General features: G+C 55.0%; 12 protein-coding genes, 2 tRNA genes and 1 other annotated feature. Of the genes, 10 read left to right on the plus strand and 4 right to left on the minus strand.

Annotation, left to right across the window (positions count from 1 at the left end; all coding sequences use genetic code 11):
- Positions 1-2: 2 nt before the first annotated feature.
- A complete protein-coding gene (gene hisG, locus D5067_RS08460) occupies positions 3-902 on the minus strand; it encodes an ATP phosphoribosyltransferase (protein ID WP_119938338.1) in 900 nt (299 codons plus the stop codon).
- A 45-nt stretch (positions 903-947) separates the two neighbouring features.
- Positions 948-1,071, minus strand: a sequence feature (His leader region).
- On the minus strand, positions 1,047-1,097 hold the full coding sequence (gene hisL, locus D5067_RS08465; RefSeq protein WP_099516347.1) for a his operon leader peptide: 51 nt from the start codon (positions 1,095-1,097) through the stop codon (positions 1,047-1,049). It overlaps the preceding feature by 25 nt.
- A gap of 175 nt (positions 1,098-1,272) precedes the next feature.
- Here hisL and D5067_RS08470 point away from each other — a divergent pair, with 175 nt between their 5' ends.
- The 4 genes from D5067_RS08470 to D5067_RS08480 all read left to right on the plus strand — a co-directional run bounded on the left by D5067_RS08470 (position 1,273) and on the right by D5067_RS08480 (position 4,700).
- Positions 1,273-2,097 (plus strand): SDR family oxidoreductase, encoded by an 825-nt coding sequence (locus D5067_RS08470; RefSeq protein ID WP_119938339.1) that lies wholly within the window; start codon positions 1,273-1,275, stop codon positions 2,095-2,097.
- A 41-nt stretch (positions 2,098-2,138) separates the two neighbouring features.
- Positions 2,139-3,068, plus strand: coding sequence for a LysR substrate-binding domain-containing protein (locus tag D5067_RS08475; protein ID WP_119938340.1), 930 nt, complete (start codon positions 2,139-2,141; stop codon positions 3,066-3,068).
- Between the two features lie 221 nt (positions 3,069-3,289).
- The gene (gene yoeI / locus D5067_RS24135; RefSeq protein WP_119938412.1) at positions 3,290-3,352 is read left to right on the plus strand and encodes a membrane protein YoeI; all 63 of its coding nucleotides are present in this window, start codon (positions 3,290-3,292) and stop codon (positions 3,350-3,352) included.
- Entirely contained in the window at positions 3,342-4,700 is a 1,359-nt protein-coding gene (locus D5067_RS08480; RefSeq protein ID WP_119938341.1) for an APC family permease, read from the plus strand. The genes yoeI and D5067_RS08480 overlap by 11 nt, the downstream gene beginning before the upstream one ends.
- A gap of 111 nt (positions 4,701-4,811) precedes the next feature.
- On the opposite strand, the gene sbcB is transcribed toward D5067_RS08480, so the two are convergent.
- Complete coding sequence (gene sbcB / locus D5067_RS08485) at positions 4,812-6,236, minus strand: exodeoxyribonuclease I (RefSeq protein WP_119938342.1); 1,425 nt, start codon at positions 6,234-6,236, stop codon at positions 4,812-4,814.
- Between the two features lie 210 nt (positions 6,237-6,446).
- Here sbcB and dacD point away from each other — a divergent pair, with 210 nt between their 5' ends.
- The 4 genes from dacD to D5067_RS08505 all read left to right on the plus strand — a co-directional run bounded on the left by dacD (position 6,447) and on the right by D5067_RS08505 (position 9,859).
- Complete coding sequence (gene dacD / locus D5067_RS08490) at positions 6,447-7,613, plus strand: serine-type D-Ala-D-Ala carboxypeptidase DacD (protein WP_119938343.1); 1,167 nt, start codon at positions 6,447-6,449, stop codon at positions 7,611-7,613.
- 118 nt (positions 7,614-7,731) lie between these two features.
- Positions 7,732-8,205, plus strand: a complete 474-nt coding sequence (gene sbmC, locus D5067_RS08495; protein ID WP_119938344.1) for a DNA gyrase inhibitor SbmC — start codon at positions 7,732-7,734, stop codon at positions 8,203-8,205.
- Between the two features lie 91 nt (positions 8,206-8,296).
- Entirely contained in the window at positions 8,297-9,355 is a 1,059-nt protein-coding gene (locus tag D5067_RS08500) for an FUSC family protein (RefSeq protein ID WP_119938345.1), read from the plus strand.
- 168 nt (positions 9,356-9,523) lie between these two features.
- Positions 9,524-9,859 carry a DUF496 family protein gene (locus tag D5067_RS08505; RefSeq protein WP_119938346.1) on the plus strand — a complete coding sequence of 112 codons (336 nt, stop codon included), beginning with the start codon at positions 9,524-9,526 and terminating at the stop codon, positions 9,857-9,859.
- Between the two features lie 167 nt (positions 9,860-10,026).
- On the opposite strand, the gene D5067_RS08510 is transcribed toward D5067_RS08505, so the two are convergent.
- Positions 10,027-10,102: transfer RNA gene (locus tag D5067_RS08510), tRNA-Asn, on the minus strand.
- Between the two features lie 226 nt (positions 10,103-10,328).
- Between D5067_RS08510 and emmdR the strand changes: the two genes are divergently transcribed.
- Together emmdR and D5067_RS08520 are read left to right on the plus strand one after the other, a co-directional pair.
- A complete protein-coding gene (gene emmdR, locus D5067_RS08515) occupies positions 10,329-11,771 on the plus strand; it encodes a multidrug efflux MATE transporter EmmdR (protein WP_233606828.1) in 1,443 nt (480 codons plus the stop codon).
- Positions 11,772-11,851: 80 nt separating this feature from the next.
- Positions 11,852-11,927 (plus strand) — tRNA-Asn (locus tag D5067_RS08520).
- The last annotated feature ends 18 nt before the right edge of the window (positions 11,928-11,945 follow it).

An 11,945-nucleotide genomic window follows, 5' to 3' on the forward strand; every position in this document is an offset into this window, starting at 1 on the left:
CGTTACTCCATCATCTTCTCAATTGGCAGCACCAGAATGGAGCTTGCACCCAGCGCCTTCAGTTTTTCCATGGTTTCCCAGAACAGGGTTTCGCTGCTCACCATGTGCATCGCCACGCGCTGCTGATCGCCTGCCAGCGGCAGAATAGTCGGGCGCTCGGCGCCGGGCAGCAGGGCAATGACTTCATCCAGACGCTCGGTAGGGGCGTGCATCATGATGTATTTGGATTCGCGCGCCTGAATAACGCCCTGAATACGGGTCAGCAGTCTGTCGATGAGCTGCTGTTTAGCATCGTCCATGTCGCCATCGCGCTGGATGAGGCACGCTTTAGAGCGGTAAATCACTTCCACTTCGCGCAGGCCGTTCGCTTCCAGCGTCGCGCCGGTGGAGACGAGGTCACAGATAGCGTCAGCCAGACCCGCGCGCGGGGCCACTTCAACAGAGCCGTTCAGCAGGCAGGATTTAAACTGCACGCCCTTTTGATCGAGGTAACGTTTCAACAGGTGAGGGTAGGAGGTGGCAATGCGCTTGCCATTCAGCGCCGCCGGGCCGTCCCAGGCTTCGTCTGCAGGGGTGGCCAGCGACAGGCGGCAGCCGCCGAAGTCCAGGCGACGCAGGGTAAAGTAGCGCGGGTCTTCGCCCTGAGCACGACGGGTCAGCAGCTCTTCTTCCAGTACGTTTTCGCCGATGATGCCAAGGTCAACGACGCCGTCCATCACCAGGCCCGGAATATCGTCATCACGTACGCGCAGAATATCGATAGGCATATTTTCAGCCAGGGCGATCAGGCGCTGGGTGTGCAGGTTGATTTTAATCCCGCAGCGGGCGAGCAGTTCGCGTGAATCGTCACTCAAACGGCCTGATTTTTGAATAGCTATGCGTAAACGTGAGTTATCTAACATTCTGTGTTCCTCGTTAACCTGTTTTAATCTGTCTGAATGCGGTCCAAAAAAAAGCCCCCGGAAGATGATCTTCCGGGGGCTTTCTCTTGCGTTCTCGCACCACTGGAAGATCCAAACGTCTTCCAGCACACATCGCCTGAAAGACTAGTCAGGATGATGGTGATGATGGTGGTTTTTAAATGGAACGCGTGTCATATAAATTCTCGTTGAATGCTTATGCATCTGATGTCTTTTAACCTAAACCACTTACACAACAGATTGCAAGGGCTTTTTGTGATCATTAATTCATTTCATATTCATGCTATGAATTGTGTGTTCTGTCGGGCTGGCGTAGCCTTAATACAGACGAGTAAGAGTCAGGAGAATGTGCATGAAAAAGGTCGCGATTGTCGGTTTAGGATGGTTAGGAATGCCGCTGGCGATGTCATTAGCCGCGAAAGGCTGGCAGGTGACCGGGAGCAAAACCACGGTGGACGGAGTGGAAGCGGCGCGCATGTGCGGGATTGAGGGCGTTGAGCTGCGCCTCGAACCTGAGCTGGTGTGCGATGCTGACGACCTCGATGCGCTAATGGACGTTGATGCCCTGGTGATTACCTTACCCGCGCGCCGCAGTGGACCGGGCGAGACGTTTTACCTGCAGGCCATGCAGGAGATTGTCGACAGCGCGCTGGCACACCATATCCCGCGGATTATTTTCACCAGCTCGACCTCGGTCTACGGCAACGTGGACGGGACGGTAAAGGAAAACAGCGAACGCCTTCCGGTCACCGCCAGCGGCCGGGTGCTGAAAGATCTGGAGGACTGGCTGCACAACCTGCCGGGCACTCAGGTGGATATTGTGCGTCTGGCCGGGCTGGTTGGGCCGGGGCGTCACCCCGGACGTTTCTTTGCCGGGAAATCTGCCCCGGATGGCCAACATGGCGTCAATCTTGTCCATCTGGATGATGTTGTTAGCGCAATTGAGCTGCTGCTGCAGGCTCCGAAGGGAGGGCACATCTATAATATATGTGCGCCTTCCCATCCGTCGCGAAATGTCTTCTATCCGTTGATGGCGCGCCAGCTCGGCCTGGCTCCGCCGGTATTCGCTGATGCTCAGGGGGCAGGCAAAGGCAAAATCATTGATGGCAATCGCATTTGCCATGAACTGGGATTTGAGTATCAGTATCCCGACCCGCTGGTCATGCCCATGGATTAACGCCATCAGCGGACACGATCGCGCACTGCGAGGGGGCGAAGATGAAACCGCTGCTGGATGTTCTGATTATCCTGGACGCGCTGGAAAAAGAGGGGAGCTTCGCCGCGGCCTCCGCGAAGCTCTACAAAACGCCTTCTGCGCTCAGCTATACCGTTCACAAGCTGGAGAGCGATCTCAACATTCAGCTTCTCGATCGTTCCGGCCACCGCGCGCGCTTCACCCGCACCGGGCAGATGCTGCTGGAAAAAGGGCGTGAGGTGCTTCACACCGTTCGCGAACTTGAGAAGCAGGCCGTAAAACTTCATCAGGGATGGGAAAACGAGCTGATTATTGGGGTGGATGATACCTTTCCCTTTTCGCTGCTGGCCCCCCTTATAGAGTCGTTTTATCAGCGCCACAGCGTGACGCGGCTGATTTTTATCAACGGCGTGCTGGGTGGGTCGTGGGATGCTCTGACGCAGGGCAGGGCGGACATTATTGTCGGGGCGCTGCATGAGCCGCCCCAGCTCAGTGATTACGGTTTCGCGCGCCTGGGCGTGCTGGAACAGGTTTTTGCCGTCGCGCCGCATCATCCGCTGGCAAACGAGCCGGAGCCTTTAAATCGACGGGTGATAAAAGGGCACCGCGCCATTGTCGTCGGAGACAGCTCCCGTCCGGAATGCGCCGTCTCTTCGCAGCTGCTCGATGAACAGGAAGCAATCACCGTTTTTGATTTTAAAACCAAGCTGGAGCTGCAAATCAGCGGGCTGGGATGCGGTTATCTTCCCCGCTATTTAGCCCAGCGTTTTATTGAAAGCGGCGCGCTGGTTGAGAAGCAGGTAATGTCACAAAACTGTAATGAACCGGTATGGGTTGGCTGGAACGAACAAACCGCCGGGCTTGCCAGCGCGTGGTGGCGGGATGAAATTTTAGCAAATAGTGCTATCGCCGCTGTTTACACTCAGGCGGATGTCGGTAAATCAACCGGTTAGTGAAATTAATTTATTGATGGCTTTCTCAATCTATTGCCTTTTGTATCAGGAATAGGGCAAAATGCCGCCGCTGCAAACAAATGAATAATCGACGATATAAAAGGCGTCGGTTATTTTTTTTTGCATGTACGAAACGAAACTAAAAATCCAAGAGGCCGGGCTTCGTACCGGATAGATATTTACTAAAATCCGACAGTTGTTGTCGCTGAGGAAGACTGAAAATGGGGCAATATTTCGCTTACGTGGCGGTTATCACCGTAAAGGAGATTAACCATGTCGCATAACGCAACTCCAAAAACCTCTCGCGTGGAATTACGTAAAACGCTTACGTTGATTCCGGTTGTCATGATGGGCCTGGCCTATATGCAACCGATGACGCTGTTCGATACATTCGGTATCGTATCAGGCCTCACTGACGGTCACGTTGCAACGGCGTACGCCTTTGCGCTGGTCGCTATCCTCTTTACAGCGCTGAGCTACGGTAAACTGGTTCGTCGTTTCCCGTCTGCAGGCTCTGCCTACACCTATGCTCAGAAATCTATTAGCCCTGCGGTTGGCTTTATGGTGGGCTGGTCATCTCTGCTGGACTACCTGTTCATGCCGATGATCAACATTCTGCTGGCAAAAATTTACTTCGAAGCGCTGGTGCCTTCTGTACCATCGTGGATCTTTGTTGTGGCGCTGGTGGCCTTTATGACCATCTCTAACCTGCGCAGCATCAAGACGGTTGCTAACTTCAACACCCTGATTGTTATCCTGCAGATGGGTATTGTTTCCGTTATTGTTGGCCTGATCATTTACGGCGTGATGCACGGTGAAGGCGCGGGTACGCTGACCAGCACCCGTCCGTTCTGGTCCGAAGGCGCGCACGTTGTGCCGATGATCACCGGTGCGACTATCCTGTGCTTCTCGTTCCTGGGCTTCGACGGCATCTCTTCTCTGTCTGAAGAGACCAAAGACGCCGAGCGCGTGATCCCGAAAGCGATTTTCCTGACCGCGCTGATTGGCGGCCTGATCTTTATCGGTGCCTCCTACTTCCTGCAGCTGTACTTCCCGGACATCTCTCGCTTTAAAGATCCGGACGCGTCTCAGCCTGAAATCATGCTGTACGTTGCGGGTAAAACCTTCCAGTGGGGCGTGCTGATCTTCTCCAGCGTGACCGTTCTGGCTTCCGGCATGGCGGCGCACGCGGGCGTTTCTCGCCTGATGTACGTGATGGGCCGTGACGGCGTGTTCCCGACCCGCTTCTTCGGCTACGTTCATCCGAAATGGCGTACTCCGGCGTGGAACGTGCTGCTGGTAGGCGCCATTGCGCTGCTGGCGATTAAATTCGACCTGGTAACGGCAACCGCGCTGATTAACTTCGGTGCGCTGGTGGCGTTTACCTTCGTTAACCTCTCGGTGATCTCTCAGTTCTGGATCCGCGAGAAGCGCAACAAGACGCTGAAAGACCACTTCAACTATCTGGTGCTGCCAGTGTGCGGTGCCCTGACGGTGGGCGCGCTGTGGATTAACCTGGAAGAGAGCTCTATGGTTCTGGGTCTGATCTGGGGTGCTATCGGTCTGATTTACCTGGCTTGCGTAACCAAAAGCTTCCGCAACCCGGTTCCTCAGTACGAAGACGTCGCGTAATATCAAGTCGGGTGGCGGCTACGCCTTACCCGACCTACAAAACCCGTAAGCCCGCGCCTGCGGGCAAAAAAAAGCCGGAGACATCGCCTCCGGCTTTTTTGTACCCATCACTCAGACAATTTCTTGCGCGTACTGGAACAGGGATTTCAACAGCGCCTGTTTCTCAGCATTCCCTTCATACTGGCCGTAGAGCATTTCCAGCTCCTGGGCATAGCTGCTAAGGAACTCTGGCGTAAAGACGTTACGACGATGCTGCAGCCAGCGCTCCTGCTCTGCTTCGTCCAGCGTGCCGGGATAGTTTCGCGCACGATAGTTAAATATCAATTTGTCGATGCGTTTATCCACGAAGGTGATATCCAGCGCCGGCAGGTTACGCGGCTCGGTTTGAAGAACGATGTTCATGGCCGCGCGGTCGGCATCGCTGAAAAAGCCGTTATAGAGCTGCGCATCGACATTTTCAGACGGCACAAACGGCTCGGCTTCGGCAAAGATAGCCACGACTTTCTCGCGCACCTGCGGGTGGTCGCGCAGCACCTTCAGATTATCCAGACAGTGCTGTCGGTTAATGCCGAGCCTGTCGGCATCTTCAGGACGCAGCGTGTTGGCCTGCGCCAGCACCGGGCATTTGTTGATATGCACCAGTTTGACCGGCACGGCGGGCAGGTCACCGAGTTCATTTTTTGGGGTATAGAGCCGCTCGCGCAGCGTATCGCTGTCGAGCTCCAGCAGCGGCGATATATCACCGGCGAGATCGACCATAATCACCGCGTTACGGTTATCGGGATGCCAGGCGAGCGGGGCGACCCAGCTGGTATTGCCGCGCCATGCGCCGAACATGCCGGAGATATGCACCAGCGGTTTCATCTGCGGCACGTCGATCAGGGTCGTCAGCTTCTGCTTGCTGCGGTGGCCCAGCAGGTACTCAAACAGGCGCGGCTGCGCCGTTTTGACCAGCTTCGCCATGGCGATAGTGGCGTAGACGTCCGCCATTGCGTCGTGGGCATTGCTGTGTTCGATGCCGTTTGCGCGCGTCAGGTGTTCCAGCCTGAAGCTCGTCAGCCCTTCCTCATTTTCCGGCCAGCTAATGCCCTCAGGGCGCAGCGCATAGCAGGCGCGCATGATGTCGAGTAAATCCCAGCGCGAGTTACGGTTCTGCCAGCTCCAGGCATAGGGATCGTAGAAGTTGCGGTAGAAGATATTACGCGTCACTTCATCGTCAAAACGGATGTTGTTGTAACCCACCACGCAGGTATTGGGAACGGTGAAGAGATCGTGGATACGGCGGGCGAACTCTGCCTCGTTAACCCCTTTGTCCCGCGCTTCCTGAGGGGTAATGCCCGTTACCATCACCGCGACGGGCTGCGGCAGATAGTCATCGGCGGGTTTGCAGTAAAACACCTCCGGTTCGCCAATGATGTTGAAGTCTTCATCGGTACGGATGGCGGCGAACTGCGCCGGTCGGTCCAGCGCCGGGTGGGTGCCAAAGGTTTCGTAATCGTGGAATAAAAATGTGGGACGCGCGGCAGAATCAGACACCAGTAATACCATCCTGTTAAAAAATGACGTCTCTATGGTAAACGATCGTGAGGGGCAGGCCGAATAAAAAGCGCCGGGAGGGATGAAATTTGCGAGGCGCATTCAGAGAAAAACCGGCGCGCTGTCACATTTTTTTGCAATTAAGGCAGGTAACGACATCAGAACTCCCGTAAAAAGGTCAACGATTTTTAATGACCTGAGGATATACCGTTGAAACGCCGTCTGTTTATTGCTGTTTCTTTACTCGCTTCGAGTATTTCATCCGCGCTGGCTGCTGACCCGTTGGATTTTTCCCCGCAGCCGCCGGCCATCCAGGCGGGCTCCTGGGTGCTAATGGATTACACCACGGGTCAGATCTTAACGGCGGGCAACGAACATCAACAGCGCAATCCGGCGAGCCTCACCAAGCTGATGACGGGCTACGTGGTTGACCGCGCCATCGACAGCCACCGAATTACGCCCGATGACATCGTTACCGTAGGCCGCGACGCGTGGGCCAAAGGCAACCCGGTTTTTGACGGATCTTCCCTGATGTTCCTGAAGGCGGGCGATCGCGTCTCTGTGCGAGACCTGAGCCGCGGCCTGATTGTTGACTCCGGCAACGACGCCTGCGTAGCGCTGGCCGATCACGTTGCGGGCGGTCAGCCGCAGTTCGTGAATATGATGAATGACTACGTGCAAAAATTGCACCTGCGCGATACCCACTTCGAAACGGTGCACGGGCTGGATGCGCCGGGACAACACAGCTCCGCCTACGATCTGGCCGTGCTTTCCCGTGCCATCATTCACGGCGAGCCTGAGTTCTACCATATGTACAGTGAGAAAAGCCTGACGTGGAACGGAATCACCCAGCAAAACCGTAACGGCCTGCTGTGGGATAAAACCATGAACGTGGACGGGCTTAAAACGGGGCACACCTCCGGGGCGGGCTTTAACCTGATTGCCTCCGCGGTGGACGGCCAGCGTCGGCTGATTGCGGTAGTGATGGGAGCCGATAGCCCGAAAGGGCGTGAAGATCAGGCCCGCAAGCTGCTGCACTGGGGACAGCAAAACTTCGATACGGTGCAGATCCTTCACAACGGTAAAAAAGTGGGAACCGAACGTATCTGGTACGGCGATAAAGAGCAGATCGAATTAGGAACGGATCAGGACTTCTGGCTGGCCTTACCAAAAGCAGAAGTGCCGAACATTAAGGCCAAATACGTGCTGGATAAAAAAGAGCTGGAAGCGCCGATTGCTGCCCACCAGCGGGTAGGCGAAATTCAGCTGTATGACCGCGACAAGGTGGTGGCCCACTGGCCGCTGGTTACCCTTGAAAGCGTTGATAAGGGCGGCCTTTTCTCCCGACTCGGTGATTATCTGCACCATAAACTCTAACCTTTTGGGGCAGACTGGCGGGGCTGCGAGTCTGCTCACATAATAAACACTCCTCGTTTGCTGATAATATGCAATCCACTTTATAGTGTATAAATACACAGTAATAAACGGAGGCAGCATGGACTACAGCATCAAGCAGCAACAGAAACGTAAAATCGCTGGCTTTCACCTCGTGGGGCCGTGGGAAAAAACGGTTAAGCAGGGTTTTGAACAGCTGGTCATGTGGGTCGATGGACGTCACATTCAGCCGCTGGAATGGGTGGCGGTCTACTACGATAACCCGGATGAAGTCCCGGCGGAGAAATTGCGCTGCGATACGGCAGTCACCGTTCCTGATGATTTTATCATCCCCGACAATAGCGAAGGGGTGATGATGACCGAAATTGCCGCCGGTGATTATGCCGTAGCGACAGCGCGCGTCGAAAATCATGACTTTGCCACGCCGTGGTACCAGTTCTTCAACTCCCTCCTGCAGGACAACAAATACCAGATGGCCCCCAAACCCTGCTTCGAGCGCTATCTCAACGATGGCAACGCGGAGGGCTACTGGGATATTGAAATGTATATCGCGGTAGAGCACAAAGCGGGTTAACCCTGTTAATGGTAGGTTTTTCAGCCGGGAACGATCCACCCGGCTGAAAACACAGTACAATTGTGGTTTGCCGTGTAGCTGGAGAGCGGGTGTGCGTCCCGACAAATCATTAACGCCGTTTGAAATTCGGCTGTATAAACATTACCGCGTGGTGCACGGGTGCCGCATTGCGCTGGCCTTTATTCTGACGTTTATCCTGGTGCGCCTGCTGGAAATCCCTGAAGGGACGTGGCCGCTGATCACGCTGGTGGTCATCATGGGGCCGATTTCGTTCTGGGGTAACGTTGTGCCGCGCGCCTTCGAGCGTATTGGCGGCACGGTTTTGGGCTCTGCATTAGGCCTGATTGCCCTGAAGCTGGAGCTGATCTCCTTCCCGGTGATGCTGCTGTGGTGCGCTGCGGCTATGTTCCTCTGCGGCTGGCTGGCGCTGGGGAAAAAGCCGTATCAGGCGCTGCTGATTGGCATCACGCTCGCGGTGGTGGTCGGCGCCCCGGCGGGCGACATGACGACCGCGCTGTGGCGAAGCGGTGATGTCATTCTTGGCTCATTGCTGGCAATGCTCTTCACCGGTATCTGGCCGCAGCGCGCGTTTCTGCACTGGCGCATTCAGATGGCGAACTACGTTACCGCGTTTAACCGGGTCTACCAGGCCGGATTTTCTCCTAACCTGGTTGAACGCCCGCGGCTGGAAAAGCATCTGCAGAAAATCCTTAATGACGTCGTCAAAATGCGCGGCCTGATTACGCCAGCCAGCAAAGAGACCCATATCCAGAAATCGATTTTTGAAGCCATTCAGACGGTGAGCCGAAATCTTGTTTGCATGCTTGAGCTGCAGATTAATGCCCACTGGGCGTCTCGCCCCAGCCATCTGCTGATGCTTAACGCGCACACGCTGAAAGAGACGCAGCAGATGACGCAGCAAACGCTGCTGACCATCGCCCACGCGCTGTATGAGGGTAACCCGCAGCCTATACTGGCGAACAGCGAACGTCTGACGGAGATTGTCGCGGAGCTGAAACAGCTGATGAACGAGCGGCAGGGCGATAACGTGGCGGAAACGCCGATCCACGGTTACGTCTGGCTAAGTATGGAGCTGGCGCGGCAGCTAGAGCTGTTGTCGCACCTTATTTGCCGCGCGCTGCGCAAATAAAAAGCAGCCATCTCCTTATGTGACGGCTGCTGCTTCGATTCAGCAGCAATTGGGGTTATGATAGCGTCAAACGATATACTCATTGTCATTCGCGACCGCTGTCAGTAAGGTTATTGTTACAACGGTTGCTTTAACGAATCCGAATCTCACATTATCAGGGGTGTAAAAATGGAAACTACCAAGCCTTCGTTCCAGGATGTTCTGGAGTTCGTCCGCCTGTTCCGCCGCAAAAACAAGCTGCAGCGTGAAATCCAGGACGTGGAGAAGAAGATCCGTGACAACCAGAAACGCGTTCTCCTGCTGGACAACCTGAGCGACTACATTAAGCCAGGCATGAGCGTTGAAGCTATTCAGGGCATCATTGCCAGCATGAAAAGCGATTACGAAGACCGCGTTGATGACTACATCATCAAAAACGCTGAGATCTCCAAAGAGCGTCGTGAGATCTCCAAAAAGCTGAAAGTGATGGGCGAAATCAAAAACGCTGAAGCAAAAGGCGAGTAATCGCAGCGATTGCAAACAAGGCTCTCTGGTGACAGAGGGCCTTTTTTATTTCCGGGAGTACAGGGTTCGAGGGTTTTTGCAGGTCGGGTAAGACGCAGTCGCCACCCGACAATCTTACAGAATGCAGAAAAGCAAAAAGCCCGCTTTAAAAGCAGGCTTTTTAAATTTGGCTCCTCTGACTGGACTCGAACCAGTGACATACGGATTAACAGTCCGCCGTTCTACCGACTGAACTACAGAGGAATCGGTGTGGAGGCTCATATTAACGGCGAAAAAAGTTTTGTCAAACCTGATCTTAGGGAAAAGCGATTGATTGCTGATTCTGTCGTCAGTTTGTTGTAAATCCAAACATATTTTTATGGAAAATACTTTGCAGGATGAGCATTTCTACCCCATCATTTGAAATGGAGTTTCAACTTTCTCGCTAAGGTCCATTTTGAACGTCACCGCCCCCTTACGCCAGGCGATCATGCGCACGCCCTGGTATGCAAAACGCAAAAGCTATCGTGTTCTGTTCTGGCGTGAAATCACCCCCCTAGCTGTGCCTATTTTTCTGGAGAACACCTGCGTCCTGCTGATGGGGGTGTTGAGTACCTTCCTGGTGAGCTGGCTCGGTAAAGAGGCGATGGCCGGCGTCGGGCTTGCGGACAGCTTTAACATGGTGGTGATGTCCTTCTTTGCCGCCATCGATCTGGGTACAACGGTGGTGGTGGCCTTCAGCCTCGGCAAGCTCGACCCCAAACGCGCCCGCGAGGCGGCACGCCAGTCGCTGATGATCATGACCGTGTTTTCGATAATCCTTGCTGCGGTCATCCATTACTACGGCAAAGAAATTATTGATATCGTCGCGGGTGAAGCGACGCCCGAGGTTAAGGACCTGGCGCTGACCTATCTGGAGATGACGGTGCTTAGCTATCCGGCGGCGGCTATCGCGCTGATTGGCAGCGGCGCGCTGCGCGGGGCGGGTAATACCAAAATTCCGTTGCTGATTAACGGCGGGATGAACATCCTCAACATTATCATCAGCAGCGTCCTGATTTACGGTGCATTTTCCTGGGACGGGCTGGGTTTCGTCGGGGCAGGGCTTGGGCTGACCATCTCTCGCTACATTGGTGCCGCGGCGATTATTGGGGTGCTGATGACCGGCATCACGCCTTCTCTGCGCCTGACGCTGAAAAGCTATTTCCGCCCCTTTAACTTCGCCATCATCTGGGAAGTTATGGGGATAGGGATCCCGGCCAGCATTGAATCGGTGCTGTTCAACGGCGGTAAGCTGCTGACGCAAATGTTTGTGGCCGGAATGGGTACAGACGTTATTGCCGGTAACTTTATCGCGTTTTCTATCGCGTCACTCATCAACCTGCCGGGCAACGCCCTCGGGTCGGCATCGACGATCATCACCGGTAAACGCCTCGGGAAAGGGCAGATAGCCCAGGCGGAGCGCCAGCTTAGGCATGTCTTCTGGCTCTCAACTATTGGCCTGACGGCGATTGCCTGGGGCACTGCGCCGTTTGCCGGGCTGATGGCCGCCTTCTATACCCATGAAGACGACGTAAAAGAGGTGGTGAAGATCCTCATCTGGCTTAACGCCGCGTTCATGCCGATTTGGGCAGCGTCCTGGGTGCTTCCCGCCGGTCTGAAAGGCGCCCGCGATGCCCGGTTTGCGATGTGGGTGTCAATGCTTGGCATGTGGGGCTGTCGCGTCGTAGCGGGCTATACGCTGGGGATCATGCTGGGAATGGGCGTCGTGGGCGTCTGGTTGGGGATGTTCCTCGACTGGGCGGTGCGCGGCGCGCTGTTCTACTGGCGCATGGTTAGCGGACGCTGGCTGTGGAAATATCCGCGGAAAAAGCCAGAGCCCGTCGCAGGGGAATCGACAGAATGCCTGACAAATGCGCGAAGTGGAGAATAAATCGGCAAACGATCGAAAAACTGCATTCTGCCTTTGACATCCTTGGGGAGCATCGATAATATGCGCCCCGTTCACACGATTCCTCTGTAGTTCAGTCGGTAGAACGGCGGACTGTTAATCCGTATGTCACTGGTTCGAGTCCAGTCAGAGGAGCCACATTTAAGAAGCCTGCTT

Origin of the sequence: Enterobacter huaxiensis (assembly GCF_003594935.2) — a bacterium.
Taxonomy (GTDB): Bacteria; Pseudomonadota; Gammaproteobacteria; order Enterobacterales; family Enterobacteriaceae; genus Enterobacter; species Enterobacter huaxiensis.

Coding starts and splice junctions, on each gene's coding strand:
- sbmC (WP_119938344.1), top strand. CDS start 7,732: ATGGACTACAGCATCAAGCAGCAACAGAAACGTAAAATCGCTGGCTTT.
- D5067_RS08475 (WP_119938340.1), top strand. CDS start 2,139: ATGAAACCGCTGCTGGATGTTCTGATTATCCTGGACGCGCTGGAAAAA.
- D5067_RS08470 (WP_119938339.1), top strand. CDS start 1,273: ATGAAAAAGGTCGCGATTGTCGGTTTAGGATGGTTAGGAATGCCGCTG.
- emmdR (WP_233606828.1), top strand. CDS start 10,329: ATGCGCACGCCCTGGTATGCAAAACGCAAAAGCTATCGTGTTCTGTTC.
- hisG (WP_119938338.1), bottom strand. CDS start 902: ATGTTAGATAACTCACGTTTACGCATAGCTATTCAAAAATCAGGCCGT.
- D5067_RS08505 (WP_119938346.1), top strand. CDS start 9,524: ATGGAAACTACCAAGCCTTCGTTCCAGGATGTTCTGGAGTTCGTCCGC.
- D5067_RS08480 (WP_119938341.1), top strand. CDS start 3,342: ATGTCGCATAACGCAACTCCAAAAACCTCTCGCGTGGAATTACGTAAA.